We start from the raw sequence: 25,844 nt of genomic DNA on the forward strand, positions 1-25,844 counted from the left end.
TCCCTGGCCTGGGCCGGGCGGACACCCCGGTGGACCGGCTCTTCCTGGCCAGCGCGTCGGCGCACCCGGGCGGCGGTGTGCACGGCGCTCCGGGCGCGAACGCGGCCCGTGCCGCGCTGGCCCGCGACCGCGCCCTCACCGGCCGCGCCTACGCCGCAGCCATCTCCACCGCCCACCGCGCCATCTACCCGGCCCAACCCCCAACCCCCTGAGAGCCCTGGTGATCAAGAGCTTTGCGTCAGATTTTCCGGCACTGGCGACGCAAACCTCTTGATCACCCCGGCTGGGGTGGGGTGGGGGTGAGGCGGGGTGGGTGGGTCAGCGGGTGATGTTGCGGTGTTTGCTGCGGAGGCGGAAGGGCATGAGCGCGCTCTCCACCTTTGTCGCGGTGGTCATCTTGGAGACGCCGTCGCGCCGCTCCTCGAAGCGGATCGGCACCTCCAGGATGGTGTGCCCCAGCTTGGTGGCGAGGTAGTGCATCTCCACCTGGAAGCTGTAGCCGTTGGACTGCACCCGCTCCAGGTCGATGTCGCGCAGGGCTTCGGCCTGCCAGATCTTGAAGCCGGCGGTGAGGTCCCGGATGCGTACCCGCAGCAGGGTGTGGACGTAAAGGTTGGCCCAGCCACTGAGCGCCCGGCGGTAGAGCGGCCAGTTCTCGTCCAGTTCGCCACCGGGCACGTACCGGGAACCGATCACCACGCTGGCCTGGGTGGAGAGCAGCGCGCCGAGCATCCCCGGCAGCGCCTCGGGCGGGTGCGAGAGGTCGGCGTCCATCTGCGCCACGTACTCGGCGCCGCCCTCGATCGCCCGGGTCATCCCGTCCACGTACGCCCGGCCGAGGCCTTCCTTGCCGGCGCGGTGCACGACCTCGATCCGGTCGGGGTGCTCGATGGCCAGCTTGTCGGCCACCTCCCCGGTGCCGTCGGGGGAGTTGTCGTCGGCGACGAGGATGCGCAGCCCCGGCAGCGGCAGCGCGAGCAGTCGCTCGACCAGCGTCGGGAGGTTGCCCGCCTCGTTGTACGTGGGCACGACGACGGTCAGGCGTGCGTCCCGCCACGGCGACGGCAACTGCACCGGCTTGATCATGTCGGTCATCCTCGGTTTGCGGACAAGGGTCATGGAAAGGGTATCTAGTTCCCGGATTCGGTCCGAGGGAGGCACCCCTTCCGGGCGTTGCGGACCCTCGCCGCCTACCGGGAGCGGGCGTCTAGGCCCTGGTCAGAGGCTTGTGGTGGTCAGTGTCGACGGCGAGCGACAGCGCTGAGGGCGAGTGCCGCGACGGCGAGCGCGACACCGGAGAGCGCCGGTTTGTGCGTACCGACCCAGAGCGCCGCGGAACGGTTACGCGCCTGTTCGCGGAAAACACCCGCCGTGCCCCGGTCCGTGTCGGCATCGCCGGGGTGATCCAGATTGTCCCGCCAGGTCGCCGGATCGATCTTCTCACCGGTCTGCTGGCTGTCGTAGCCGTCGCGGGCCAGCTTCCGGTCCAGCAGGCCGGGGAACAGGGCGTCGCCCACCCGCGCCTGCCAGGTCGGGCCACCCACGTTCAGCTCCCTGGTGCCGCGGTCGGCGGCCCAGACGATGGCCCGGGCGGCCAGTTCCGGAGTGAAGATCGGGGGCACCGGCTGCGGATGCCGGGGGAGCCGGGTGCGGACCCAGGAGAACTGCGGCGTGTTGACAGCGGGAAGCTGCACCATTGACAACTTCACAGCCGGGCAGTCGTGCAGCAGTTCGGCGCGCAGCGAGTCGTTGAACCCCTGGACGGCGTGCTTGCTGGCGCAGTACGCCGACTGGAGCGGGATCCCCCGGTAGGCCAACGCCGAGCCCACCTGCACGATCGTGCCCCGCCCGTGCGCCCGCATGTGCCGCAGCGCGGCGAGGGTGCCGTGCACAGTGCCCAGGTAGGTGACCTCGGTGACCCGACGGAACTCACGCGCCGGAATCTCCCAGGCCGGCGCGAACACCGACGCCATCGCATTGTTGATCCACACGTCGATGCCGCCCCAGCGGTGCACCACGTCGTCGGCGGCCTGCTGCACCGCGCCCGCGTCGGCCACGTCGACCTGGTACACCCGCACGTCGGTCGCGCCGCGCAGCCGGCACTCCCGCTCGGCGGCGGCCAGACCCGCCTCGCCCCGAGCCAGCAGCGCCAACCGAGCGCCGCGGGCCGCGTACGCGTGGGCGACGGCCCGGCCCACGCCGGCGCTCGCGCCGGTCACCACAACGGTCCGGGTCACGAGGCCCCCTTCTGTCGGGTGGCGATGTCGGCGAGCCGGTCCAGCGTCTCCCGGTTGCGCAGGTGCAGCACCAGATCGTTGATCTTGTTGTGGACCCACCGCAGTGGGCCAGCCGCGAAGTCCTCCCCGAGGCGTACCCGGGTGGCGTCGTCGCCGACCGGCTCCAGGGTGAAGGCCACTATCGCCTCGCCCGCCGGCCAGAGCCCGGCCTTGAGCACGAGCCGGTGCGGCGGCTCGCAGACCAGCACCGTCGAGGCGTCCTGCAAGGAGAGCGGCCACGGCCCGGCACGGTGGTGCAGTTGGCTGCCCACCCGGGGCCAGGCGTCGTCCACGTCCCGCATGTGCGCCGTGCCGACCACCCAGTCGCTGTACGTCCACCCGTCCGCGAGCACGTCGAACACCTGCTGCGGGGAGGCGTCGATCACTTTCTCCACAATCGCCACCGGGATCCCATACCCGGGGCGCGGCACGGGCTAACAACTGACCGGGTTAGCTTCTCTCGGACGGCGGGTAAGGCCGACCCGGGGCATCGCTGGCGGCGCTGGCCCACCCCCTTGACGACGACGTTTACTCCTCGGGGCGCAGGGAACCCGCCGGCTGTGCGACAGGACCAGGAGGATCCGTATCAGCGCAGGTCAGCCCAGGTGTACGCCGCTGCTGACCGCGCCGGTTCCAGGTTTGTCGCAAGCCCCCGAGCGGTGCTCTACGACGCGGTGCTGCTGGACCGCGACGGCACCCTGATCGAGGACGTGCCGTACAACGGCGACCCGGAGAAGGTGCGGCCGGTGCCGGGCGCGCGGGCGGCGTTGGACCGGCTGCGCTCGGCCGGTCTGCGGCTGGCGGTCGTCACGAACCAGTCGGGCCTGGCCCGGGGTTACTTCACCGGTGAGCAGATGCGGGCGGTGCACGCCCGCGTCGAGGAGCTGCTGGGCCGGTTCGACGCGTGGCTGGTCTGCCCACACGACGACGCCGACGGCTGTGACTGCCGCAAACCGGCGCCGGGCCTGGTGTACGCCGCCGCCCGCGAGCTGGGCACGACGCCGTCCCGCTGCGTACTCGTGGGCGACATCGGCCGGGACGTCGGCGCCGCCATGGCCGCCGGGGCCGCGGCGGTGCTGGTGCCCACCCCGGTGACCCGGCCGGAGGAGGTCGCCGCCGCCGGATGGGTGGCCACCGATCTGCCGGCGGCGGTGGCGGAGATCCTGCGCCGCCAACAGGCCGTGCAGCCCTCGAACCCGCCCACCGAACCGGTACGGACGGCGCTCGTGGTCCGCTCGGACTCGGCCGGTGACGTGCTGGTCACCGGCCCGGCGATCCGTGCCGTCGCGGCCGGAGCGGAGCGGGTGGTGCTGCTGTGCGGGCCGCGCGGCAGGGCCGCCGCCAACCTGTTGCCCGGCGTCGACGAGATCATTGAGCATCCGCTGCCGTGGATCGACCCCAACCCTGGGCCGGTCGATCCGGAGGCCATGCGGAGCCTGTCCGCGCGGCTGGGCGCTGTCGGCGCGGACCAGGCGGTGGTGTTCACCTCGTTCCACCAGTCCGCCCTGCCGCTGGCGCTGCTGTTGCGGATGGCGGCGATCGACCGGATCGCGGCGATCAGCGACGACTATCCGGGCTCGCTGCTGGACATCAGGCACCGGGTTCCGGTGGGCGTGCCCGAACCCGAACGTGCCCTCTCCCTTGCCGCCGCCGCGGGCCACCGTCTGCCCGACGGCGACGAACCGGTCCTGCGGCTCCGCCGGGACGCCGTGCCGCCGCGCCCGGCCGACCTCGGCGATCCAGGTTACGTGGTGCTGCACCCCGGGTCGGCCGCGTCGAGCCGGGCCTGCCCGCCCGAGGTGGCCACCCGGATCGTCGGGGCGCTGGCCGACGCCGGGCACCGGGTGCTGGTCACCGGCGGCCCGGACGAGCGCGCGGTCACCGCCCGGGTCGCCGCGGCCGGCGGCACCGACCTGGGTGGCCGCACCGACCTGGCCGGCCTGGCCGCTATCGTCGCGGACGCCAGCGCGGTGGTGGTCGGCAACACCGGGCCCGCGCACCTGGCGGCCGCCGCCGGTGTGCCGGTGGTGAGTCTCTTCGCGCCGACCGTCCCGTTCGGCCAGTGGGGGCCCTACCGGGTGCCCACCGTCCGGCTCGGCGACGCCGCCGCTCCCTGCCGGGACACCCGGGCGGCCAGTTGCCCGGTCCCCGGGCACCCCTGCCTCAGTGGCGTCGACCCGGGCGACGTGGTCGACGCGCTCCGGACCCTCGCCGTCAGCGGTGGTGGCGGCCGATGAACATCCTGCTCTGGCACGTGCACGGCTCCTGGACCACGTCGTTCGTGCACGGCAGCCATCGCTACCTGATTCCCACCACACCCGACCGCGGCCCGTACGGCCTCGGCCGGGCCCGCACCTACCCGTGGCCGGACAGCGCTGTCGAGGTCAGCCCGGAGGAGCTGCCGAGCGCTGACGTCGACATGGTCATCCTGCAACGCCCCGAGGAGATCGACCGGGCCGAGCAGTGGCTTCGTCGCCGCCCTGGGCGCGACCTTCCCGCGATCTACGTCGAGCACAACACCCCCAAGGGCGACGTGCCGAACACCCGCCACCCGATGGCCGACCGCGACGACCTGCTCATCGCCCACGTCACCGGGTTCAACCAGATCTTCTGGGACACCGGCGCCACCCGCACCACAGTGGTCGACCACGGCATCGTCGCCCCCTCCGCGTCCTACACCGGCGAACTGGACCGGCTCGCCGTGGTGATCAACGAGCCGGTACGGCGAGGTCGGGTCACCGGCACCGACCTGCTGCCCCAGTTCGCCGAGATCGCGCCGCTGGACGTCTTCGGCATGGGCGTCGCCGGCCTGGCCGACCACCTCGGGCTGCCCGCCGACCGGCTGACCAGCCACGACGACGTGCCCCAGGAGCTGATGCACACCGAACTGGCCCGGCGAAGGGCGTACCTGCACCTGTGCCGGTGGACCTCCCTCGGGCTGAGCCTCATCGAGGCGATGTCGATCGGCATGCCGGTCGTCGCGCTCGCCACCACCGAGGCGGTGATGGCGGTGCCCCCGGAGGCGGGGGCGCTCGCCACCCGGACCGACACCCTGCTCGACGCCGCCCGCCGGTTCATCGCCGAACCGGCTACCGCGCGGCAGGCCGGAGCGGCGGCGCGAACCGCCGCTCGCGACAGGTACGGCCTCGACCGTTTCCTCGCTGACTGGGACCGGCTGCTGGAGGAGGAAGTATGCGGATCGCGATGATCTCGGAGCACGCCAGCCCGCTCGCCGTCCTCGGAGGGGAGGACGCCGGCGGCCAGAACACGCACGTCGCGGAGCTGTCCGCCGCGCTCGCCGCCGCCGGGCACGAGGTGCGGGTCTACACCCGCCGCGACGCGCCCGACCTGCCGGTGACCGTCCGCAGCCCGGACGGGTACGACGTGGTGCACGTGCCGGCCGGCCCGGCCGAGCCGGTCGCCAAGGACGCGCTGCTGCCGCACATGCGGGAGTTCAGCAACTGGCTGATCGAGCGCTGGCGCGGCGGCGACTGGGTGCCCGAGGTGATCCACGCGCACTTCTGGATGAGCGGCCTGGCCGGGCTGACCGCCGGGCGGCAGACCGGGGTGCCGGTGGTGCAGACGTACCACGCGCTGGGCACTGTGAAGCGTCGCTACCAGGGTGTGCAGGACACCAGCCCGGCCCGACGGGTCTCCTACGAGCGGGAGCTGGGCCGCTCGGTGGACCGGATCGTCGCGCAGTGCCGCGACGAGGTGGGCGAGCTGGTCCGGATGGGTGTGCCCCGGTCCCGGATGACAGTGGTGCCCTCCGGGGTCAACCTCGCCACCTTCGCCCCGCTCGGGCCGGCCGCCGACCGGGAACCGGGACGAGCCCGGATCCTCACAGTGGGTCGGCTTGTCGAGCGCAAGGGCTTCCAGACCGTGATCCGCGCGATGGCGCTGGTCCCGGACGCCGAGTGCGTGGTCGTCGGCGGCCCACCCGAGGGGCTGTTGGAGACCGACCCGTACGCCCGCCGGCTGCGGGCCCTCGCGGAGTCGTGCGGGGTGGCCGACCGGGTGCACCTGGTCGGCGCGGTGCCCCGGGAGGAGATGGGCCGCTGGTACCGCTCGGCGGACCTGCTGGTCGCGGCGCCCTGGTACGAGCCGTTCGGGTTGACCCCGTTGGAGGCGATGGCCTGTGGGGTGCCGGTCGTCGGCACTGCCGTGGGCGGCATCCGGGACACAGTTGTCGACGGGACGACAGGTGACCTCGTGCCGGCCCGGGACCCACGCGCGCTGGCCGCCGCGATCCAGGGGTTGCTCGACGACCGGATCAGGCGGTTCGCGTACGCGACGGCGGCGCGTGAGCGGGCCCGGGAGAGGTACTCGTGGGCGGCGACCGCAGAGCGGCTGGTCGAGGTCTACAGCGAGGTGGCCGCCGTGCGCCGGCCGACCCGGGTGGTGGCCTGATGCCGGCGGGCAGCCTGCTCGACACCCACCTGACGAATCTCGCGGCGGCGTTGGTGCCGTACCGACTGTGTGAGCGACAGTTGGCGCGCTGGGGCGCGGACCTGGCCCACCGGCTGGCGGCCGGTGCTCGCCTGCTGGTGGCCGGCAACGGCGGTAGCGCAGCCGAGGCCCAGCACCTCACCGCCGAGCTGGTCGGCAAGCTGCACGACGACCGTCAGCCGCTCTCCGCGATCGCGCTGCACGCCGAGACGAGCGCGCTCACCGCCATCGCCAACGACTACGGATACACCGACGTGTACGCCCGCCAGGTGCGCGCCCACGGCCGCCCGGGCGACATCCTGCTGTTGCTGAGCACCAGCGGAACCAGCCCCAACCTGGTCGCCGCCGCGCAGGCGGCCCGCGACGTCGGGGTGACCACCTGGGCGCTCACCGGCGCCGCTCCCAATCCGCTCGCCGACGCCTGCGACGACGTGCTGGCCGTCGCGTCCCCGGACACCCAGGTCGTCCAGGAGCTGCACCTGGTGACCAGTCATCTGCTCTGCGAGTACCTCGAACAGGAGTTGCCCGCCGCGCTGGCGGCGGCCGCCGATCCGGCGGTCGTCCCCCCCGCGCCCGGCGAGCCCGCACCGGCCGGTCGGCTGCCTGCCGCGCCGGTACGCAGCGGGGTCGAGGTGGTGCTCAACGGCGGGCCCGGACAGCAGATCGACGCGTGAGCCGGACAGCGGGTCGACGCGTGAGGATGAGGAGGCAAGCGTGAGGGGACCGGTGGTGGTGCTCGGGGACACCCTGCTCGACCGGGATGTGGAAGGTGTGGTGAACCGGCTCTGCCCGGATTCCCCGGTCCCGGTGCTCGACGAGACCGTGGCCACCGACCGGCCGGGGGGAGCCGGGCTGGCGGCGGTGTTCGCCGCCGCGCAGGGCGCCGAGGTGGTGCTGGTGACAGCGCTCGCCGACGACGCCGGCGGGGCCCGGCTGAGCGCTCTGCTCGCGGCTGCCGGCGTGCAGGTGTACCCACTGGCCCTCTCCGGCGCGACGCCGGAGAAGATCCGGCTGCGGGCCCGGGGGCGGGTGCTCCTGCGCCACGACCGGGGCGGCACGTCCGGGGAGCCGGGTCAGCCCTCCGACGAGGTGCTCCGGGTGATCGCCGCGGCGTCGGCGGTGCTGGTCAGCGACTACGGCCGGGGGGTGGCCCGGCAGCCCGCGCTGCGCGACGCGTTGGCCGCCACCCGCGCGCCGGTGGTGTGGGACCCGCATCCGCGCGGCCCGGCGGCCGTGCCCGGCGTACACCTGGCCACCCCGAACGAGTCCGAGGTGCGCGAGCTGGTCCCCGCGTTGCCCGGCGCCTCCCGACTGGCCACCGCGTCCCGGGGCGCCCAGGGGCTGCGGCGGCGCTGGCGGGCCGGCGCGGTCGCCGTGACGCTGGGCGGCGACGGCGCGCTGCTCTGCCACGCCGGGTCGACGCCGCTGGTGGTGCCGACGCCGGGTAGCGCAGAGGGGGACACCTGCGGTGCCGGCGACCGGTTCGCTGCGGCGGCCAGCCTCGCACTGGCCCATGGCGCGCTGGTCTCCGAGGCGGTGCAGGTGGCGGTCGCCGAGGCGTCCGCGTTCGTGGCCGGTGGGGGAGTGGCCACCGCCCTGCCTCCGTCGGCGCCTGCGGTGCGGGCCAGGAGTGCGCCGGGGCCGCGAACCCTCAGGCCGGTACCACGAGGTGCTGCGGTGGCCGACCGGGTGGGAGTAGCCGCCGTGGCCACGCTCCTGGGGGAGGTACGCGCCGCGGGTGGCACCGTCGTGGCGACCGGCGGTTGCTTCGACCTGCTGCACGCCGGGCACGTGGCCACCCTGGAGGCGGCCCGGCAGCTCGGCGACTGCCTGATCGTCTGTTTGAACTCCGACGCCAGCGTGGCCGGGTTGAAGGGACCGGATCGGCCGGTGCAGTCCGAGGCTGACCGCGCCCGACTGCTGGCCGCCCTGAGCTGCGTCGACGCGGTCCTCATCTTCGACGAGCCGACCCCGGAGACGGCGCTGTCCTGGGTGCGCCCCGACGTGTGGGTCAAGGGCGGTGACTACGCCACCGGCGGTGGGGACGCGAGCGCCACACTGCCGGAGGCGGAGGTCCTGCGCCGCTGGGGTGGGAACACAGTGGTGGTGCCCTATCTGGACGGTCGTTCCACCACCGACCTGATCGTCCGCACGCTTGCGGAGCGGACCCGATGACCGCCACGCGGCCCGGCGCCGGGCCCACGGTCCTGGTCACCGGCGGCGCCAGCGGCCTCGGTGCCGCTGTGGTCGCCGCTGTGGCCGCCTCCGGTGGCCGACCGCTCGTGCTGGACCGCCAGCCGCCGGTCGACGGGGTGTCCTGGACCGAGTGCGACCTGGCCGACACGCGAGCCGCCGAGGTGGCCACCCAGCACCTCGCCGAGCAGGCCGGTGGCCTGGACGCCGTGGTGACCGCCGCCGGCACCGACGTGCCGGGCCGACTCGCCGATCTGCCCGGGGAGACCTGGGACCGGATCGTCGCCGTCGACCTGCTGGCCACCGCGGCGGTGATCCGGGCCGCGCTGCCGTTCCTGCTGAGCTCCCGAGGCCGCATCGTCACCGTCGCCTCCACCCTGGGCGTCAAGGCGGTCAGCGACGCCACCGCGTACTGCGCCGCGAAGTTCGGCGTGGTGGGGTTCACTCGAGCCCTCGCCGCCGAGCTGGCCGGTCAGGTCGGCGTCACCCTGCTCATCCCGGGTGGAATGCGCACCGCGTTCTTCGACGAACGTGACCCGCAGTACAAGCCGGGGCCGGACGCGAACCTCAACGAGCCTGCCGACACCGCCGCCGCGATCATGTTCGCGCTCAACCAGCCGCCCGGTTGCGCGGTGCGCGAGATGGTGGTCTGCGCCGAGCAGGAAACCTCGTACCCGTGATCCTCGTGCTGCGCGCCCTCGGCGTCGGCGATCTGGTGACCGCGGTGCCCGCGCTGCGGGCGCTGCGGGCCGCGTACCCGTCGCGGGAGCTGGCGCTCGCCGCGCCCGGCTGGCTGGCACCGCTGGTCGACCTGGTCGGTGGCGTCGACCGGCTGGTGGACACCGCAGGGCTGGATCGCCCTCTCCGGGTGGGGTCGGCCCCGTGGATCGCTGTCAACCTGCACGGACGCGGCCCGCAGTCGCACCGGCTGCTCGCGGCCACGGGGCCCGGTCGGCTGCTCGCCTTCGCCAGCCCGGACGCCGGCTGCGCCGACGGCCCGCGCTGGGCAGTCGACGAGCACGAGGTGGACCGGTGGTGCCGGCTGCTGTCCTGGTACGACATCCCGGCCGACCGCGGCGACCTCAGCCTGCGTCGGCCCGCTTCGGCGGGGCTGCCCAGCGGTGTCACACTGCTGCACCCGGGCAGCAAGATCCCGGCCAAGCGGTGGCCCGCCGAGCGGTTCGCCGCGCTGGCCCGGGCACTGACCGACCAGGGGCACCGGGTGCTGCTCACCGGCTCGGCCGACGAACGGGCGTTGGCGGCCCGGGTGGCCGAGGCGGCGGGCCTGAGCGCGGACGCGGTGCTGGCCGGCCGGACCGACCTGGGCGCGCTCGCCGCGCTGGTGGCCGACGCCCGGCTGGTGGTCAGCGGGGACACCGGCGTCGCTCACCTGGCCACCGGGTACGGCACCCCGTCGGTAGTCCTCTTCGGGCCGGTGCCACCAGCGCACTGGGGGCCTCCACCGGACCGGCCACGGCACCGGGTGCTCTGGGCCGGCGAGGTGGATTGGCCCAGGTGGGACGGGGTAGGAAGCCACCCGACGATGGCGGCTCTACGCCTCGACGAGGTGCTGGCCGCCGTGGCCGAGGTGGAGAGGGTGGTGCGGGTCTCCGGTGCGGTTGCGGCGTAGCGACCCGGGTCGACCGGGGTACGGACGGCGTCGGCGCGGACGGGGTTGGCTCTTCGTCGACCCTTCCGGGGCTCCGGTGCGGGATCCGGATGTCCTAGCCCGGCTGCGGGAGTTGGTCATCCCGCCGGCCTGGCAGGACGTGTGGATCGCGCCGCACCCGAACGGGCACATCCAGGCGATCGGAATCGACGCGGCCGGACGCAAGCAGTACGTCTACCACCAGCGGTGGCGGGAGAAGCAGGACGAGGCGAAGTTCGACCGCGTGTTGGAGGTGGCCCGGCGGCTGCCGGCGCTGCGTGAGCGCGTGGGCCGCGACCTGGACGGGCGTGGACTGGGCCGGGACCGGGTGCTGGCCACTGTGGCCCGACTGCTGGACATGGGGATGTTCCGGGTCGGCAGCGACCAGTACGCGGCCGGCGACGACCCGACGTACGGGGTCGCCACCCTGCGCCCCGAGCATGCCCGGTCCCGAGGCGGCTGCGTGGTGCTCGTGTTTCCCGCGAAGGGGGGCATCGAGCAGGTACGCCGGATCGAGGACCCGGAGCTGTGCCAGGTGCTGGCCAATCTGCGCCGTCGTCGGCGACGGGCGGAGCGGCTGTTCGGCTACTGGGACGGCCGGGAGTGGCGCGACGTGCGCAGCGACGAGGTCAACGGCTACCTCCGCGATGCCAGCGGTGGGGAGATGACCGCGAAGGACTTCCGCACCTGGCACGCGACAGTGCTCGCGGCCACCGAATTGGCCACCGCCGGTCCGGCCCGCTCCGTGACCGCCCGACGCAAGGCGGTGGTCGCCGTGATGCGTGCGGTGGCGGAGCTGCTGGGCAACACGCCGACGGTGGCTCGGGCGTCCTACGTGGACCCGAGGGTGGTCGACCTCTATCACGACGGGGTGGTGGCGTCGCTGGATCCGCGGGCGCCTCGCGAGGAGGCGGAGCGGGTCGTCCTGGAGCTGCTGGAGAAGTCCTGACCGGCCCCGTCGGCGATTCTGGGGGGAAGCGCGACGGGACCGGAGCCTCGGGCGTCAGCGGGGTACCACCGGGCGGCCGCCCGCCGCGCGAGGGCGGCGGGCGCCTCGCCACGGCCCCCGTTGGCGGCCCACCAGGTGATGGCCGGCCGCGTTGGTGTCAGTCTGCCGGCAGCGAGTTGACAGTAGACGCCTGGCGGTTGACGATCCGCGCCAAATCCGAGCCACCGTCGCGGTGTTCCTGCGGGGTGGTGCCGTACGCGGCCCGGAATGCCCGGCTGAAGTGGGCCTTGTCGGGGAACCCCCACCGCGCCGCGACGGTCTGCACGGGCTGATTGCGCAGCGCCGGGTCGGTCAGGTCCCGCCGGCACCGGGCGAGCCGCAGATCCCGGATGTACGACGCCACAGTGGCGTCCTCGGCCTCGAACAACCGGTGCAGGGACCGCACCGAGATGTGGTGGGCGTCGGCGACGACCTGCGGGCCGAGCGTCGCGTCGCCGAGGTGGCGGTGGATGTACGACTGCACCTGGGTGAGCAGCGCGCGGCGGCGGACCTCGGTGGGTACGGCGTCCTCGGCGACGAGGTGCCGGCCGAGCATTGTGGTGGCCAGGTCGAGCCCCACCGCGCCGAGCCGGCTGGCGTCGGCGGCATGGTACTGCTCGGGGTGCCCTGTCACCTGGAGCAGGAACTGCGCCAGCAGCGCCCCGATCCCCTCGCTGCCGGACATCTGGCCCCCGTAGAGCGCGGCCATCCGCTGTGGTGGCAGTGGCAGGGCGGAGTGCGGGATCATCGTGACGATCGAGCTGGCCTGGTCCCGGTTGGGCTCGGTGGCGTGGTGACAGACGTCGTGCGGCCGGGACGCGTCGTAGAAGGTGAAGTTGCCGGCCAGAATCTCGCTGCGGCGGCCGCCCTGGCTGGACGTGCCGATGCCGCCGGTGGTGAGGGCGAGAATGTACAGCTCCGGGTCGGCCTGACGGACCAGCTTCGGGGTCCGGGTGGCATCCAGGGACGGGTATTCGTACTGCACCAACTGGATCGGGCCGAGCGCTATGAAGTCGGCGCGGGCGGCGAAGTCGTCGGTGTGCGCGGACTGCATGCGCAGCGGCACCGAGGTGCGCGCCACCAGGTCCAGCCACATGCCGAACCGTTCGCCCGGTGGCAGGACCCGGGTGTCGATGGTGTCTCTCGGCAGCATGGAACTCCCTCAGCCCGTTCGGCGGCGGATCAGCGCCTCGACGCCGTCGAGGATCCGGTCCAGGCCGAAGGTGAACTCGTCGTCGGGGTCGTCGTCCTGGGCGAGCACGCCGGCGCTCAGCACCCGGTGTAGCGCGGGGAAGCGGGCCGGGTCGATGAGTCGGGCCACCAGCCGGCCGTACGCCGGCATCATCTCGCTGGGCTCGACGCCGGCCGCCCGGCTGCCCTCGGCGACCTGCGAGGTGAGGGTGGCCTCGTTGCGGACGTACCCGGTGATCAGCAGGAGCACCGACATCTTCTCGCCCTCGCCGAGCGCGGTGCCGTCGAGGCAGCGCAGCCCGTCCTCCATCCAGCCGAGCTGCTGCGGGGTGATCGGTGGGCCGCTGATCGGCACGTGCAGCAGCCAGGACCGTTGCCGCAGTGCCTCGTGCTCGGCCCAGGCCCACCGGGTGAGGGCGGCGCGCCAGTCGTCCTCCGGCGCGGGCGGTCCGGGGGGTGGGCCGTACCCGGTGTCCACCATGAGCATGAGCAGCTCGTCCTTCGAGCCGACGTACCGGTAGAGGGCCATGGTCGCGGCGCCCAACTCCTTGGCCACGCGGCTCATCGAGACGGCCGCCAAGCCGTCGGCGTCGGCCACGCGTACGGCGGCGTCCACGATGGTGGGCACGCTCATTCCCGGCCGGGGGCCCTTGGGTGGTCGCTCCCGTAGCCCCCACGCGCTCTCGATGGACGCCGGGAGCACGGGCCCGCTGTCGTCTGTCTTCGCCGCCACATTTCCTCCTTGCCCCGCCATCCTAGTTCTGCGTATGGTCTACGCATATCAGCGTACGGCATACGCAGAAGGGGAAGTGACCATGACGATCACCACCACACCGGCACCGCGAGCGGGCCGACGGGAGTGGATCGGGCTCACGGTGCTGATGCTGCCGCTGCTCCTGGTCTCGATGGACGTGTCGGTGCTCTACTTCGCCGTCCCGTTCATCAGCGCGGAGCTGCGCCCCACCGCCACCGAGCAACTGTGGATCTTCGACATCTACGGCTTCGTGCTGGCCGGGCTGCTCATCACCATGGGTGCCCTGGGTGACCGGATCGGCCGACGCCGGCTCCTGCTGATCGGCGCCATCGCGTTCGGGGCGGCGTCGCTGCTGGCCGCGTACGCCGACAGCACCGCGACGCTGATCGCCGCGCGTGCCGTGCTCGGCGTCGGTGGGGCCACCCTGATGCCCTCGACGCTCGCCCTGGTGCGCAACATGTTCCACGACGCCAAGCAGCGCGGCACCGCCATCGCCATCTGGACCGCCACCCTCACCGGCGGCATCGCGATCGGCCCGGTGCTCAGCGGCATCCTGCTGGAGCACTTCTGGTGGGGCTCGATCTTCCTCATCAACATCCCGGCGATGCTGATGCTGCTCCTGCTCGCCCCGCTCCTGGTGCCCGAGTTCCGCAACCCGGCGACCGGGCGGTTCGACCTGGTCAGCGCCGCACTGTCGCTCGGCGCCCTGCTGCCGGTGATCTACGGCATCAAGGAGATGGCCCGCGACGGCCTCAGCCCGGTGCGGGTGCTCGCCATCGTCGGCGGGCTGCTGGTGGGGGCGCTGTTCCTGCACCGGCAGCGGACCCGGGCGTACCCGATGGTCGACCTCGCGCTGTTCCGCCGTCGCGGCTTCGCCGGGTCGCTCGCTGTCAACCTGTTGGCGATGTTCGCCATCGTCGGCTTCGCCATCTTCACCACCCAGCACCTCCAACTGGTGCTCGGCCTGAGCCCGCTGCGGGCGGCGCTGTGGAGCCTCGTGCCGTCCCTTGCCGTGGGTGGAATCGCGCCAGCCGCCGCCGCCCTGGCCCAGCGCGTCGAACGGGCGTACCTGATCGGTGCGGGGTTCGGCATCGCGGTGGTCGGCTTCGTGGTGTTGACCCGGGTCACCCCGGAGACGCCGCTGTGGCTGCTGCTCGTCGGCGCCAGTGTCTACGCGGGCGGCCTGGTGATGGTGATGTCCCTCGTCACCGAGCTGGTCCTCGGCGCGGCGCCGCCGGAGCAGGCCGGTGTCGCGTCGGCGCTGACCGAGTCCAGCAGCGAGCTGGGCGGTGCGTTGGGAATGGCGATCCTGGGCAGCGTGGGCGCGGCGGTCTACCGCCGCGAGGTCGTCGACGGCCTGCCGGCCGGCCTGCCCGCCGACGCCGAAGCCGCGGCCCAGGAGACCCTGGCCGGTGCGCTCGCGGTCGCCCAGGGGCTGCCGGCGGATCTGGCCGACGCGGTGCGGCACGCCGCCGCTGTCGCGTTCACCGACGGGCTGCACCTGGCCGCGTACGCCGCCATGGCGGTGATGCTGCTGGGCGCGGTCACCGCGCTGGTCGCGCTGCGCGGCATCCGGCCGGCCGACTCCACGGCGCTGGCCGTCGAGCCGACCGGTCCGGCCGACACGTCGTTGTCGTCGGTCAGTCGATGAGCACGTGCGCGAGCCGGTCGCGGAAACGCCGCTCGGAGTCGCTGACCGACTCGCCGCCGATGCCCAGCAACCCCCCGCTGGACGCGGCGCCCACCACCTGCTCGGCGATCTTCACGAGCCAGTGCTTGTACGCGCCGGCCTCGCCCTCGTCGACCCGCGCGGCCAGCAACGCGCCGGCCTCGCCGGCCCGCAGCAGCACGTCGTCGATGTACGCCCCGGGGTCGGCGGGCGCGATGGCCGGCAACTCCTCGCCGGTGTCCGGGTCACCGACACGGGTGACGATCTCGCCGGCCACGGCGGCGACCAGCGGGCTGGCCGACTCCCGGCCGGCGGCGATGGTCTCCAGCCCGGCCGCGTTCTCCGCCATGGTCCGGCGGGTGCCGTCGGACTCGGCGGCGCTCGCCGCGGTCAGCACCGACTGCGGCAGGCCGACCAGCAACCCCCACTCCTCGTCGGAGAAACCGAACCCGGTGTACGCCGGCTGCTCGATCACGACAACGCCCCTTCCGCCCTGCTCTGCTTGGTCAATCGATGCTCTGGTTGGTCGATCCACCGGGCCCGAAACCGGCGCCCGGGTCAGGCTAGTCCAGGGTCAGCAGGCCCTGTTCGGACACCACGCGCACCGACAACGTCTTGTACCCGACCTCCTCGAAGAGGACCGTCATCTTGTCCTCCTCGTAGGAGAGCACCATGCCGGACCCCCACTCCGGGTGCCGCACCTGGCTGTGCACCGGGAACGGACCCACAGCGCCCTGGTCGGCCACGCTGGTGCCGTTGTGGCAGTTGTCGCAGTGGCCGCAGACCTGCGTCATCTGCTCGCCGAAGTAGGCCAGCAGGGTCTGCCCCCGGCAGGCCCGGGTCTCGGCGAAGGCCCGCATCATGTCGGTGCGCGACCGGGTCACCGTCTGCTGGCGCTCCGCCTCGGCCAGCGCCGCCGCGGCGGCGTCGGTCGGGGTGGGGGAGTAACGGGGCGCGCCGATGCGCTGTCGTGCGCGCGGTTCGGCCGCCCCGACCTGCTCCAACAGGGAGAGGTACTGGCCCAGCTTGCGTGGCCCGAGGCCGGTGGTCTCGCGCAGTTCGGTCTTGGTGGCCGGCTTGCGGCGCAGCAGCGCGGCGAGGTCGCGCAGCTCGTCGACGTCGGGCAGGCCGCCGCTGAAGAACCGTTGCAGGCCCACGTCCTCGGCCTGCCAGAGCAGCAGCACCCGGGCTGGTTGCCCGTCGCGGCCGGCCCGGCCGATCTCCTGGAAGTAGCTGTCGGGTGAGTCGGGCAGCGCCATGTGCACCACCCAGGCGATGTTCGGCTTGTCGATGCCCATGCCGAACGCCGAGGTCGCCACCATGATGGGGACCTGGTCGGCGAGGAACGCCTCGTGCAGTTCGTGGCGTGCGCCGGCCGCCATCCCACCGTGGTAGAACTGCGTCGGGTAGCCGGCGTCGGTCAACCGGGTGGCCAACTCCTCGGCGGCGCGCCGGGTCGGCACGTAGATGATCCCGGGCCGTTCGTCGTCGCTCAGCAGCGCGATCAGTCGCCGCCACCGGTAGTCCTCGGTGGGGCAGTGCGCGACCTCGACGAACAGGTTCGGCCGGTCCAGCCCGGAGACCACCACCTCCGGGTCGCGCAGCCGCAGCCGGGCGACGATGTCGTCGCGTACCGGAGGGGAGGCGGTGGCGGTCAGCGCGACCACCGGCGGTCGGCCGATGCCGTCGATGAGGTGCCCGAGGGCCAGGTAGTCGGGGCGGAAGTCGTGCCCCCACGCGGAGATGCAGTGCGCCTCGTCGATCGCCACCAGGGCCGGCTTCAGCGCGGCGACCTCGGCCATCCGGTCCGGGTTGCTGAGCTGTTCCGGGGTGATGAAGAGGAACTCCGCCCGCCCCTCGCGGATCTCGGTGATCGCCTCCGCCTGCTGGGTGGGCGACTCGTTCGAGCTGATCCGCACCGCCCGCAGCTCCGGGCGTTGCCGCTCGTTGAGGGAGGCGATCTGGTCCTGCTGGAGGGCCAGCAGCGGGGAGATCACCACTGTGGGGCCGGGGATCAGGCTCGCCGGGATCTGGTAGATCGCCGACTTGCCGGCGCCGGTGGGCAACACCACCAGGGCGTCGCGTCGCTTCATCACGGCGCGCATGGCGGCCAGTTGGTTGGGCCGTAGCGCCTTCCAGCCGAAAAGGCTGCGGGCCGCGCGGCGCAACGTCATCGAGTGCGTGGACAGTTTCATCGAGGGCCGGAGGTACCCGAGCCCATGACCGCCGAAACGCATTCGGACGATCATGGGCCCGTTGATCGTCGGCTCAACGCAGGCGGGGCAGGACCTCGCGCTGGTAGAGGTCGAACAGACCCTGGTAGTGCGGGCCGGTGTTGGCCACGTACACCTCGTCGAAGCCGGCCTTGGCGTACTGGTCGATCATCTCCAGGTGCGCGTCGACGCTGTTGCCGCAGACGAACGCCTCCGTCAGCATCTCCGGCCTGACCAACTCGGCGGCCTGCTCGAAGTGCCGCGGCGAGGGCAGCACCTGGGACAGCTCACCCGGCACCCCCGCGTTGGGCCAGCGCTCGTACGCGATGCGCAACCCCTCCTCCTCGCTGTCCGCGTACGCCGCCTTGAAGCCGGCCTGGCACGGCTTGTCGCCGCCGCCGTTCTCGCGGAAGCGCCGGACCATCTCGCCGTCGGGCATCGTGCTCACGTAGCCGTCACCGATGCGCGCGGCCAGGTCGATGGCCTTCGGGCCGAAGCCGGAGACGTAGATCGACGGTGGGGTGTCGGGCAGCGTGTAGATCCGCGCGTTCTCCACTGTGTAGTGCTTGCCGTGGTGGCTGACGAAGCCGCCGTCCCACAGGGCGCGCAGCACCTCGACGGCCTCCTCCAGCATCTCCAGCCGGACGTCGGCCTGCGGCCAGGCGTCGCCGAAGATGTGCTCGTTGAGCGCCTCACCGGTGCCGACGCCGAGCACGAAGCGCCCACCGTGCAGCACCGCGCTGGTCGCCGCCGCCTGCGCGATCACGGCCGGGTGGATCCGCACTGTCGGGCAGGTCACCGCCGTGGTCACCGGCAGCGAACAGACCTGGCTGAGCGCGCCGATCATCGACCAGACGAACGGGCTCTGGCCCTGTGCGTCCACCCAGGGGTGGTAGTGGTCGGAGATCCACAGCGCCTCGAAGCCGGCCCGTTCGGCACCGCGCGCCTGCTCCAGCAACTCGGCTGGAGTGAACTCCTCACTGGACAGAAAATATCCGATCTTCATGGCTTACCCCTTCGGCACGCGGACCTGCTGATGGGGAGAGCCGTACCCCGGCGGAGCGCGGTCACACCGGTCCGCGACGCGGGGCGGGTCAGCGTCGGCCGAACATCGCCCGGATCGCGGCGAGGAGCAGCAGGGCGCCGACCACCAGGCCGAGCAGGCGTACGCCGGGGATGTCGGCCGGGCTCGTCGCGTCGGCCAGCAGGACGGGATCCATCCCCGCACTCTCCCCGGGGAGCGGGCCGCCAGGCAACTGTAAGGTTTATTGACTATTGAATCGCTCAGTGTGACCATGGCAGGACCGCCTGCCGGTGGCGGTGCGCCGAGGGCGCGCGAGAGATGGGGTACGGGGGCCGCATGAGCGAGCGCAACCAGCGGATCGACGGGGGCGCACCGTCGCCGGTGATCGACATCGATCACTGCGAGGGGGCGGCGTGACAACCACCAACGGGCACCTCCCGGCGCTCGCCGCCGCCGTCCTGCAACCCGGCTTCGTCGGCACCACCCCACCACCATGGGTCTGCCGCTGGCTCGGCGAGGGTCTCGGCTCGGTGGTGCTCTTCGCCCGCAACGTCGTCGACACCGAGCAGGTGGCCGCCCTCACCGCGACGCTGCGCGCCGAACGGCCGGACGTCATGGTGGCGATCGACGAGGAGGCCGGCGACGTCACCCGGCTGGAGTCGGTGCACGGCAGTTCCCGGCCCGGCAACTTCGCCCTCGGCGCTGTCGACGACCCGGAGCTGACCGAGGCCGTCGCTCGCGACCTCGGCGCCGAGCTGGCCAGGGCGGGGGTCACCCTCAACTACGCCCCGGACGCCGACGTCAACTCCAATCCGGCGAACCCGGTGATCGGCGTCCGCTCCTTCGGCGCCGACCCGGCGCTGGTGGCGCGGCACACCGCCGCCTGGGTCCGCGGGCTCCAGGCCGGCGGCGTCGCGGCCTGCGCCAAACACTTCCCCGGGCACGGCGACACCCGGGTCGACTCACACCACGACCTGCCCCGGATCACCGCCGACCGGGACCGGCTGGACGCCTGCGAACTGGCCCCGTTCCGCGCCGCCGTGGCCGCCGGGGTGCAGGCGGTGATGACCGGTCACCTGCTGGTGCCCGCGCTCGACCCGCACCTGCCGGCGACGCTGAGTCAGCGCATCCTGGGCGGGTTGCTCCGCGACGAGATGGGCTTCTCCGGCGTGGTGGTCACCGACGCGGTGGAGATGCGCGCGGTCGCCGACCGGTACGGCTTCGCCGGGGCGACGGTCCGCGCCCTCGCCGCCGGGGCCGACGCCATCTGCATCGGTGGCGAACGGGCCGACGAGCAGGCCGCCCGCGAGCTGCGCGACGCCATCGTCGCCGCCGTCATCTCCGGCGAGCTGCCCGAGGAACGTCTCGCCGAGGCCGCCAAGCGCGTCGGTCAACTCGCCGCCTGGACGGTGGCCGCCCGCAGCGCCGGCTCGGCCGGAGCGCGCGCCGCCGCCGACGTCGGCCTGGTCGCGGCCCGCCGGGCCGTCCGGGTCACCGCCGCCCCGGGCACAACTGTCGCGCTGCCCCTGACCCGCGCGGCACACGTCGTCGAGTTCGAGCCGCTGCGCAACATCGCCATCGGCGCCGAGACCCCGTGGGGCATCGGCGGCCCGCTGACCGAGCTGCTGCCCGGCACCAGCACGGTCCGCTACGCCGAACCCGACGTGCCGGCGGACCCGGGCGCCGGGGCGGGCAGCCGCCCCCTGGTCCTGGTCGTCCGCGACCAGCACCGGCACGACTGGATGCGCGACGCCGTGCACCGCGCGTTGGCCGCCCGGCCGGACGCGGTCGTGGTCGAGTTGGGTGTGCCCGAGCTGGTCACCGGGGCTGTGCACCTGGCCACCCACGGCGCCACCCGGGCCAGCGGGCAGGCCGCCGCCGAGGTGCTCACCGGCGCCCGCTGACGGCCCGCGCTAGGGAAGGTCGGCGACCAGGTCGGCGTACTCGGGGTGCTTGTCGATGAACGCGGCCATGAAGGGGCACTGCGGCACCAGCTTCGTGCCGCGTGCCCGGAGCTGGTCCAGGGTGCCGCGGATCAGCGTGCCGCCCACCCCCTTGCCCTGAAAACCCCGGTCCACCTCGGTGTGGGTGAAGACCAGGACCTCCCCGCGCGGCAGGTACGCGGTGAAGCCGGCCAGCGCGTCGTCGACAAGGATCTCGAAGCGGTGCTTCGCCGGGTTGTCCTCGACCAGGGTGCTCATCCGGCCATTCTCCCCGCCCGCTCGGCCAGCGCGTCGAGTTCGCCGAGCAACCGGTCCACCTCGTCGGCCGTGTTGTAGTGGTAGATGCTGGCCCGCACCGCGCCGCCGCTGTCGCGCAGACCCATCAGCTGGAAGTACTCGTAGGCGTAGTAGTCGCCGACGGAGAGGCAGAACCCGGCGGCGCCCAACGCCTCCTGCGTGGCCGCCGGGGACATCCCGGCGACCCGGAACGAAACGGTCGGGCAGCGCCGCGCCGGCGAGCCGTAGACGGTGATCGCCGGCCGCTGCGCCAGCCCGGCGAGCAGCCGTTCCAGCAGTGCCTCCTCGTGCGCCTGGGCGGCGGCCAGCCCGGCCCGCAGCCGGGCCCGCCGGTCCCCGACCGCGTCCGGGTCCAGCCCCGCCAGGTGATCCACCGCCGCGGCCACGCCGGCCAGCAGCGGGAAGCTCGGCGTGCCGTACTCGAACCGGTCCGGCACCGCGTCGGAGGACGGCACCAGCTTCGCCGGGCGCAACGCCGCCCACCGGGCCGGGTCCGCCACCATCGCCGCCAGGTGCGGGCCGGACCACTTGTACGCGCTGGTGACCAGCACGTCGGCGCCGAGCGAGGCCAGGTCGGTCGGTCCGTGCGGAACCGAGTGCACCGCGTCGACGTAGACCAACGCGCCGACCGCGTGCGCGATCTTGGCGATCGCCGGCACGTCCGGCATGGTGCCGATGGCGTTGCTACCCGCGGTCACCGCCACCAACCGCGTCCGCTCACCCACCAGGTCCGCGTACTGGGCCGCGGGCAGCTCACCGGTGTGCCGGTCGACCTCGGCCCAGCGCACCGTCGCGCCGGCCGCCTCGGCGGCCTGCACCCACGGCCGCACGTTCGCGTCGTGGTCGAGCCGGGAGACCACCACCTCGTCACCGGGGCGCCAGGCCGCGCCGAGCGTGCGCGCCAGGGTGTACGTCAGCGCGGTGGCGCTCGGGCCGAGCACCACCCCGGCCGGGTCGGCGCCGAGCAGGTCGGCCACCGCCGAGCGTGCTTCGGCCACCAGCTCCAACGACCGGCGGCCCGGGAGGAAGGCGGCGCTGCGGTTGCCGACCGCCGACCGCATGGCGTCGGTGACCGCGTCGATCACACCGGCTGCGGTCTGGGTGCCGCCGGCACCGTCGAAGTGGACGAAGCCCTCGGTCAGGGCGGGGTACGCGGCCCGGGTGCGGGCGATGTCGAACGGCATGTCCCGGACCCTAGCCGGTGCGCCTCGTACGCTGGTCGGCCGCCAGGTGATCACCGTTGGGCGGTGTCCTCGCGGATGTCTCGTACTCTTGGCGAGGTGACGAACCGACCCGCCACCATGCCCATTCCCTCCGTCCGCCGCGCCGCCGGTCTCTTCGCCGGTCTGGCGCTCGGCCTCGCCGTGCTCGCCGGGTGCAGCTCCCAGGGCGCCTCCACCGACTGTTCGGTGGACGCCTGCACCGTCACCTTCGAGCGGGGTGTCGACGCGAGGACCACCATCCTGGGCGTCGAGGCCAAGTTGGTCGGCGCCGAGGGTGACCAGGTGACCGTCGAGGTCGCCGGTGAGCAGCTCACCCTCACCACCGGCCAGCAGGCCGCCGAGGCCGGGGGCTTCGCTGTCACCCTGGACAGCGTGACCGACCAGCAGGTCAAGATCCGCGTAGCGCGCAACCCGGGCAGCTGATCCGGGCGGGCGGCGGTGGCCGACGTTTGGGAATCTTCAGAATCGGAGATTGTGACGCCATGTCACTCACCCGTAGCGCCGAAGCCACCGCCTCCCGAACGGCGGACAGCCGGTGGCTGGAACTCCTCGCCCGGGCCGGCTTCATCGGCTACGGCATCGTCCACCTCCTCTTCGCCTGGTTGGCGTTGCAGATCGCGTTCGGCACGTCGTCCGACGACGGCGACCAGTCCGGCGCGCTGCGTACCCTCTCCGCACAGCCCCTCGGCAAGTTCCTGGTCATCGCCGTCGCTGTCGGCCTGCTCGCGATGGCGATCTGGCAGGCGCTGGAGGCGGCGGTCGGGCACCGCGCCGAGCGCGGCAAGGAGCGGGTCATGGAACGGCTCGCCTCGACCGGCCGGACCATCGTCTATCTCTACTTCGCCTGGACCGCATTCAAGGTGTTCAAGGACGCCGGATCGAACAGCGCCGACCAGCAGGAGGCGTTGACCGGCAAGCTGATGACCTCCAGCGGTGGTCGCTGGCTGGTCGGCCTGGCCGGCCTGGTCGTCGCCGCGATCGGCATCGGCCTGGTGATCTACGGCGCCCGCAAGAAGTTCGAGAAGCACCTCAAGACCGGCGAGATGAGCCCGAAGACCCGCCAGCTCGCCCGCCGGCTGGGCATGGCCGGATACATCGCCAAGGGCGTCGCCTACGGCATCGCCGGTCTGCTGGTCATCGTGGCCGCGGTGAACTACGACCCGGAGAAGGCCCGTGGTCTGGACGCCGCGCTGCACGCCCTGCGTGAGCAGTCGTACGGCATGTTCCTGCTGACCCTCGTCGCCCTCGGCATCGCCGCCTTCGGCGTCTACTGCTTCCTCCAGTCCCGGTACCGCAAGGTCTGAGCTGGTCGATACCACGGATGTCGGGCACTCTTGGGCTTTTGCCCGAAGTGCCCGACGCCTGGTCGAAGGGGAGCACCGAAGCCGTGCAGAACTATCTCGAAACGGCCGTCGCCGCGCTCGTCGCGGCGGCGGTCGCCCTGTTCCTGGTCGAGGTCGTCCACCGGTTGACCCGGCGGTTCGGCCGCCGATCACTGCTGTTGACCGAGTTGACCGACCACGCGCACCGCCCGTTCCAGGTCGCCGCAACGGTCCTGGCCGTGCAGTTCGCCGTCCGCTTCACCACCGGGTACGCGGTCGGCGAGAGCTGGCGTCGGCTGTTGCTGCACCTGCTCATCCTCGGCGTCATCGCCACCATGGCCTGGCTGGTCGCCGGTCTGCTGGTCGTCGTGGAGGACACCGCGCTGGCACGGTTCCGGGTCGACGTTCCCGACAACCGGCACGCCCGGCGGGTCCGAACCCAGGTGGTGATGCTGCGCCGACTGACCATCGCGGTGGTCGTCATCCTGGCCGTCGGCGTGATGCTGATGACGTTCCCCAGCGTCCGGGGCATCGGCGCCGGTGTGCTGACCTCGGCCGGTCTGGTCGGTGTGGTGGCCGCGCTCGCCGCGCAGAGCCTGCTCGGCAACGTCTTCGCCGGCCTCCAGCTCGCCTTCAGCGACGCCGTCCGGCTCGACGACGTCGTCGTCGTCGAGGGGGAGTGGGGTCGCATCGAGGAGCTGACCCTCAGCTACGTCGTCGTGCAGATCTGGGACGACCGCCGGTTGATCCTGCCCACCTCGTACTTCACCAGCAAGCCGTTCCAGAACTGGACCCGGACGGAGGCGGCGGTGCTCGGCACCGCCGAATTCGACGTCGACTGGGCGGTGCCCGTGCAGACCATGCGCGAGGAACTGCGCCGCCTCGTCGAGGGCACCGAGTTGTGGGACGGGCGGGTCTGCGTCCTCCAGGTCACCGACGCCACCGGCGGGACGGTCCGGTTGCGCGCGCTGGTCAGCGCCGCCGACGCGGGCAGCCTGTGGGACCTGCGCTGCCTCGTCCGGGAGCACCTGGTCGCCTGGATCCGGGACAACCGCCCGACCGCGATGCCCCGGCTGCGCACCGAGCTGGGCGACTCCAACAGCAACCTGTCCTGGCAGTGGGTGCAGCCGAGGCGGCCGGCCCGCCGCCTGTCCGACACCGAGGCGCCCGACGACGCCCGTGTCTTCGGCGGCAGCGACGACGGCGACGCCCGCAGCGAAGCCTTCGTAGGCCCCGAAGAAACCCGCCCCTAACGCCCCCCGCCTGCGTCTCCACACCTGTTGATCATGAAGTTATCGCCTCCCGCCTCGGCGTGTCTCGGCAATAACTTCATGATCACCGCAATGGGGGTGGAGGGGTTGGTTGCGCGAGGTTTGGTCGGGCTTGGGTGGGGGATGTGCTGCCGGACGTCTCTGGCGTGATCGCGGCGGCTGGCTGCGTATTGGCGGCGCGGCGTCCGGACAACGGGGACGGTGAGCTGCTTGGCGCGCTTTAGGATTGACGAGCGGCGACTTCGGGCATACAGCGCGGTGATGAGGAAAGGAGGACAGCATGGCTGACGTGGCGAAAGCCCGCACATCCCAGAACGGGAGCGAGCCCTCCACCGCCGAGTTGGTGCAGCGGGCCACTGAGCAGATCTCCCGCCTCGTACGGGACGAACTGACGCTGGCCCGAGCGGAGTTGACCCAGAAGGGTAAGCACGCGGGCATCGGGATCGGCCTGTTCGGCGGCGGTGGCGCGCTCGCGTTCTTCGGTCTGGGTGCGCTGGTCGCCACGGCGATCCTGCTGCTCGACCTGGTGTTGCCCGCCTGGGCCGCGGCGCTGATCGTGGCGGTGGCCTGTTTCCTGGTGGCCGGCATCCTCGCCCTGGTGGGCAAGAAGCAGGTCAGCCGTGCCGTCCCGCCGGTGCCGGCGGCCACGGTCCGTAGCCTGCGGGCAGACATGGACACCGTCACCGCCGCAGTGAAGGACAGGGGGCGGCAATGACCGGTAACGGGACCGGCGACACGGAGGCCCTCCGCGAGGAGATCCGTCGCACCCGGGTCGAGTTGGGCGAGACGATGGAGGCGCTGGCCGCCAAGGCCGACGTCAAGGCGCGTCTGAAGGAGTCTGCCGAGCAGGCCAAGGAGCGGATGCGGGAGCAGGCGGCGCAGACCGTCGCCCGGGTCCGCGGGCAGGCCGCGCGTGGCGCCGGGATGGCGCGGGCGCAGGCGTACGAAAAGGGTGAGTTGGTACGCGCACAGGCGTACGACAAGGGCGAGTTGGTGCGCCGCAACCCGGTGCCGTGGGCGGCCATCGCGGCCGGCGCGGTGGCCACCGTGGTGGTGCTGATGATCGTGCGGGGGAGGCGTAGGTGAGTAAGAGCATCGGCAGGGTCGCGTACCGGCCGGTCGGGGTGTTGTTGGGTATCGCCGCGGGCACTGTGGCCGGGGCGATCTTCCGGCAGGTCTGGAAGGTGACCGCCGGCGACGGTGAGGCGCCCAACGCTACCGACGAGGATCGCGGCTGGGGCGAGATCCTGGCCGCCGCGGCGTTGCAGGGCGCCATCTTCGCGGTCGTCCGGGCCGCCGTGGACCGGGGCGGCGCGGTCGGCGTACGCCGGATGACCGGCAGCTGGCCGGACTGACCAGCAGCGACTTCAGCCCCCTTCCCGC

27 protein-coding genes and 1 pseudogene are annotated in these 25,844 nt (G+C 72.9%); 17 read left to right on the forward strand and 11 right to left on the reverse strand.

Annotated elements, in window-relative coordinates:
• Positions 1–212, forward strand: a pseudogene (locus tag AB0C20_RS19070) (NAD(P)/FAD-dependent oxidoreductase); the annotation flags it as partial.
• A 106-nt stretch (positions 213–318) separates the two neighbouring features.
• On the opposite strand, the gene AB0C20_RS19075 reads toward AB0C20_RS19070, so the two are convergent.
• From AB0C20_RS19075 to AB0C20_RS19085, 3 genes are all read right to left on the reverse strand, one after another.
• Complete coding sequence (locus tag AB0C20_RS19075; RefSeq protein ID WP_238682929.1) at positions 319–1,086, reverse strand: polyprenol monophosphomannose synthase; 768 nt, start codon at positions 1,084–1,086, stop codon at positions 319–321.
• A 149-nt stretch (positions 1,087–1,235) separates the two neighbouring features.
• Positions 1,236–2,237, reverse strand: a complete 1,002-nt coding sequence (locus AB0C20_RS19080; protein ID WP_357568431.1) for an SDR family oxidoreductase — start codon at positions 2,235–2,237, stop codon at positions 1,236–1,238.
• Entirely contained in the window at positions 2,234–2,680 is a 447-nt protein-coding gene (locus AB0C20_RS19085; RefSeq protein ID WP_357187297.1) for an SRPBCC family protein, read from the reverse strand. Before AB0C20_RS19085 ends, AB0C20_RS19080 begins: the two co-directional genes overlap by 4 nt.
• Before the next feature lie 156 nt (positions 2,681–2,836).
• Between AB0C20_RS19085 and AB0C20_RS19090 the strand changes: the two genes are divergently transcribed.
• The 8 genes from AB0C20_RS19090 to AB0C20_RS19125 are packed head-to-tail and all read left to right on the forward strand — an operon-like array spanning position 2,837 to position 11,515.
• On the forward strand, positions 2,837–4,513 hold the full coding sequence (locus tag AB0C20_RS19090; RefSeq protein ID WP_357568432.1) for an HAD-IIIA family hydrolase: 1,677 nt from the start codon (positions 2,837–2,839) through the stop codon (positions 4,511–4,513).
• A complete protein-coding gene (locus AB0C20_RS19095; RefSeq protein WP_357568433.1) occupies positions 4,510–5,484 on the forward strand; it encodes a glycosyltransferase in 975 nt (324 codons plus the stop codon). The genes AB0C20_RS19090 and AB0C20_RS19095 overlap by 4 nt, the downstream gene beginning before the upstream one ends.
• Complete coding sequence (locus tag AB0C20_RS19100; RefSeq protein WP_357187288.1) at positions 5,469–6,686, forward strand: glycosyltransferase; 1,218 nt, start codon at positions 5,469–5,471, stop codon at positions 6,684–6,686. The genes AB0C20_RS19095 and AB0C20_RS19100 overlap by 16 nt, the downstream gene beginning before the upstream one ends.
• Positions 6,683–7,399 carry an SIS domain-containing protein gene (locus tag AB0C20_RS19105; protein ID WP_357568440.1) on the forward strand — a complete coding sequence of 239 codons (717 nt, stop codon included), beginning with the start codon at positions 6,683–6,685 and terminating at the stop codon, positions 7,397–7,399. Before AB0C20_RS19100 ends, AB0C20_RS19105 begins: the two co-directional genes overlap by 4 nt.
• 40 nt (positions 7,400–7,439) lie before the next feature.
• Positions 7,440–8,900, forward strand: coding sequence for a PfkB family carbohydrate kinase (locus AB0C20_RS19110; RefSeq protein WP_357187285.1), 1,461 nt, complete (start codon positions 7,440–7,442; stop codon positions 8,898–8,900).
• On the forward strand, positions 8,897–9,598 hold the full coding sequence (locus AB0C20_RS19115) for an SDR family oxidoreductase (protein ID WP_357568434.1): 702 nt from the start codon (positions 8,897–8,899) through the stop codon (positions 9,596–9,598). The genes AB0C20_RS19110 and AB0C20_RS19115 overlap by 4 nt, the downstream gene beginning before the upstream one ends.
• Positions 9,595–10,548: a glycosyltransferase family 9 protein gene (locus tag AB0C20_RS19120; RefSeq protein ID WP_357187279.1), complete on the forward strand. Its 954-nt coding sequence runs from the start codon at positions 9,595–9,597 to the stop codon at positions 10,546–10,548. Before AB0C20_RS19115 ends, AB0C20_RS19120 begins: the two co-directional genes overlap by 4 nt.
• Entirely contained in the window at positions 10,532–11,515 is a 984-nt protein-coding gene (locus AB0C20_RS19125) for a DNA topoisomerase IB (protein ID WP_357187276.1), read from the forward strand. Before AB0C20_RS19120 ends, AB0C20_RS19125 begins: the two co-directional genes overlap by 17 nt.
• A gap of 157 nt (positions 11,516–11,672) precedes the next feature.
• Here the strand turns inward: AB0C20_RS19125 and AB0C20_RS19130 are convergent, their stop codons facing one another.
• Together AB0C20_RS19130 and AB0C20_RS19135 are read right to left on the reverse strand one after the other, a co-directional pair.
• Positions 11,673–12,707, reverse strand: coding sequence for a helix-turn-helix domain-containing protein (locus AB0C20_RS19130; protein WP_357187273.1), 1,035 nt, complete (start codon positions 12,705–12,707; stop codon positions 11,673–11,675).
• 9 nt (positions 12,708–12,716) lie between these two features.
• Positions 12,717–13,478: a TetR/AcrR family transcriptional regulator gene (locus AB0C20_RS19135; RefSeq protein ID WP_238682939.1), complete on the reverse strand. Its 762-nt coding sequence runs from the start codon at positions 13,476–13,478 to the stop codon at positions 12,717–12,719.
• 82 nt (positions 13,479–13,560) lie between these two features.
• Between AB0C20_RS19135 and AB0C20_RS19140 the strand changes: the two genes are divergently transcribed.
• The gene (locus AB0C20_RS19140; protein WP_357568435.1) at positions 13,561–15,150 is read left to right on the forward strand and encodes an MFS transporter; all 1,590 of its coding nucleotides are present in this window, start codon (positions 13,561–13,563) and stop codon (positions 15,148–15,150) included.
• Here the strand turns inward: AB0C20_RS19140 and AB0C20_RS19145 are convergent.
• The 4 genes from AB0C20_RS19145 to AB0C20_RS19160 form a co-directional block, all read right to left on the reverse strand.
• A complete protein-coding gene (locus tag AB0C20_RS19145) occupies positions 15,140–15,643 on the reverse strand; it encodes a hypothetical protein (protein WP_238677252.1) in 504 nt (167 codons plus the stop codon). The two genes, AB0C20_RS19140 and AB0C20_RS19145, sit on opposite strands and share 11 nt — an antisense overlap.
• An 88-nt stretch (positions 15,644–15,731) precedes the next feature.
• On the reverse strand, positions 15,732–17,363 hold the full coding sequence (locus tag AB0C20_RS19150; protein ID WP_357187266.1) for a RecQ family ATP-dependent DNA helicase: 1,632 nt from the start codon (positions 17,361–17,363) through the stop codon (positions 15,732–15,734).
• Between the two features lie 73 nt (positions 17,364–17,436).
• Complete coding sequence (locus AB0C20_RS19155) at positions 17,437–18,387, reverse strand: TIGR03557 family F420-dependent LLM class oxidoreductase (RefSeq protein ID WP_357568436.1); 951 nt, start codon at positions 18,385–18,387, stop codon at positions 17,437–17,439.
• Positions 18,388–18,475: 88 nt separating this feature from the next.
• Positions 18,476–18,601, reverse strand: a complete 126-nt coding sequence (locus tag AB0C20_RS19160) for a hypothetical protein (RefSeq protein ID WP_255750123.1) — start codon at positions 18,599–18,601, stop codon at positions 18,476–18,478.
• Positions 18,602–18,818: 217 nt separating this feature from the next.
• Here AB0C20_RS19160 and AB0C20_RS19165 point away from each other — a divergent pair, with 217 nt between their 5' ends.
• Positions 18,819–20,309 (forward strand): glycoside hydrolase family 3 N-terminal domain-containing protein, encoded by a 1,491-nt coding sequence (locus tag AB0C20_RS19165; protein ID WP_357187259.1) that lies wholly within the window; start codon positions 18,819–18,821, stop codon positions 20,307–20,309.
• Between the two features lie 9 nt (positions 20,310–20,318).
• Here the strand turns inward: AB0C20_RS19165 and AB0C20_RS19170 are convergent, their stop codons facing one another.
• Together AB0C20_RS19170 and AB0C20_RS19175 are read right to left on the reverse strand one after the other, a co-directional pair.
• On the reverse strand, positions 20,319–20,606 hold the full coding sequence (locus AB0C20_RS19170; RefSeq protein ID WP_196922212.1) for a GNAT family N-acetyltransferase: 288 nt from the start codon (positions 20,604–20,606) through the stop codon (positions 20,319–20,321).
• Complete coding sequence (locus tag AB0C20_RS19175; protein WP_357187254.1) at positions 20,603–21,829, reverse strand: cysteine desulfurase-like protein; 1,227 nt, start codon at positions 21,827–21,829, stop codon at positions 20,603–20,605. The genes AB0C20_RS19170 and AB0C20_RS19175 overlap by 4 nt, the downstream gene beginning before the upstream one ends.
• 96 nt (positions 21,830–21,925) lie before the next feature.
• On the opposite strand from AB0C20_RS19175, the gene AB0C20_RS19180 reads away from it, so the two are divergent.
• From AB0C20_RS19180 to AB0C20_RS19205, 6 genes are all read left to right on the forward strand, one after another.
• On the forward strand, positions 21,926–22,291 hold the full coding sequence (locus tag AB0C20_RS19180; RefSeq protein ID WP_357187251.1) for a hypothetical protein: 366 nt from the start codon (positions 21,926–21,928) through the stop codon (positions 22,289–22,291).
• Between the two features lie 59 nt (positions 22,292–22,350).
• Complete coding sequence (locus AB0C20_RS19185; protein WP_357187248.1) at positions 22,351–23,172, forward strand: DUF1206 domain-containing protein; 822 nt, start codon at positions 22,351–22,353, stop codon at positions 23,170–23,172.
• Between the two features lie 83 nt (positions 23,173–23,255).
• Positions 23,256–24,443, forward strand: coding sequence for a mechanosensitive ion channel domain-containing protein (locus AB0C20_RS19190; protein WP_357187245.1), 1,188 nt, complete (start codon positions 23,256–23,258; stop codon positions 24,441–24,443).
• Between the two features lie 298 nt (positions 24,444–24,741).
• On the forward strand, positions 24,742–25,176 hold the full coding sequence (locus AB0C20_RS19195) for a phage holin family protein (protein WP_030338239.1): 435 nt from the start codon (positions 24,742–24,744) through the stop codon (positions 25,174–25,176).
• On the forward strand, positions 25,173–25,547 hold the full coding sequence (locus tag AB0C20_RS19200) for a DUF3618 domain-containing protein (RefSeq protein ID WP_196927356.1): 375 nt from the start codon (positions 25,173–25,175) through the stop codon (positions 25,545–25,547). The genes AB0C20_RS19195 and AB0C20_RS19200 overlap by 4 nt, the downstream gene beginning before the upstream one ends.
• On the forward strand, positions 25,544–25,816 hold the full coding sequence (locus AB0C20_RS19205) for a DUF4235 domain-containing protein (protein WP_130400249.1): 273 nt from the start codon (positions 25,544–25,546) through the stop codon (positions 25,814–25,816). Before AB0C20_RS19200 ends, AB0C20_RS19205 begins: the two co-directional genes overlap by 4 nt.
• Positions 25,817–25,844: the final 28 nt, after the last annotated feature.

This window comes from Micromonospora sp. NPDC048843, from assembly GCF_040649965.1.
In the GTDB taxonomy this organism is placed as follows: Bacteria; Actinomycetota; Actinomycetes; order Mycobacteriales; family Micromonosporaceae; genus Micromonospora; species Micromonospora hortensis.

Coding starts and splice junctions, on each gene's coding strand:
- AB0C20_RS19155 (WP_357568436.1), bottom strand. CDS start 18,387: ATGAAGATCGGATATTTTCTGTCCAGTGAGGAGTTCACTCCAGCCGAG.
- AB0C20_RS19140 (WP_357568435.1), top strand. CDS start 13,561: ATGACGATCACCACCACACCGGCACCGCGAGCGGGCCGACGGGAGTGG.
- AB0C20_RS19170 (WP_196922212.1), bottom strand. CDS start 20,606: ATGAGCACCCTGGTCGAGGACAACCCGGCGAAGCACCGCTTCGAGATC.
- AB0C20_RS19160 (WP_255750123.1), bottom strand. CDS start 18,601: ATGGATCCCGTCCTGCTGGCCGACGCGACGAGCCCGGCCGACATCCCC.
- AB0C20_RS19200 (WP_196927356.1), top strand. CDS start 25,173: ATGACCGGTAACGGGACCGGCGACACGGAGGCCCTCCGCGAGGAGATC.
- AB0C20_RS19185 (WP_357187248.1), top strand. CDS start 22,351: ATGTCACTCACCCGTAGCGCCGAAGCCACCGCCTCCCGAACGGCGGAC.
- AB0C20_RS19130 (WP_357187273.1), bottom strand. CDS start 12,707: ATGCTGCCGAGAGACACCATCGACACCCGGGTCCTGCCACCGGGCGAA.
- AB0C20_RS19100 (WP_357187288.1), top strand. CDS start 5,469: ATGCGGATCGCGATGATCTCGGAGCACGCCAGCCCGCTCGCCGTCCTC.
- AB0C20_RS19075 (WP_238682929.1), bottom strand. CDS start 1,086: ATGATCAAGCCGGTGCAGTTGCCGTCGCCGTGGCGGGACGCACGCCTG.
- AB0C20_RS19115 (WP_357568434.1), top strand. CDS start 8,897: ATGACCGCCACGCGGCCCGGCGCCGGGCCCACGGTCCTGGTCACCGGC.
- AB0C20_RS19150 (WP_357187266.1), bottom strand. CDS start 17,363: ATGAAACTGTCCACGCACTCGATGACGTTGCGCCGCGCGGCCCGCAGC.
- AB0C20_RS19095 (WP_357568433.1), top strand. CDS start 4,510: ATGAACATCCTGCTCTGGCACGTGCACGGCTCCTGGACCACGTCGTTC.
- AB0C20_RS19195 (WP_030338239.1), top strand. CDS start 24,742: ATGGCTGACGTGGCGAAAGCCCGCACATCCCAGAACGGGAGCGAGCCC.
- AB0C20_RS19175 (WP_357187254.1), bottom strand. CDS start 21,829: ATGCCGTTCGACATCGCCCGCACCCGGGCCGCGTACCCCGCCCTGACC.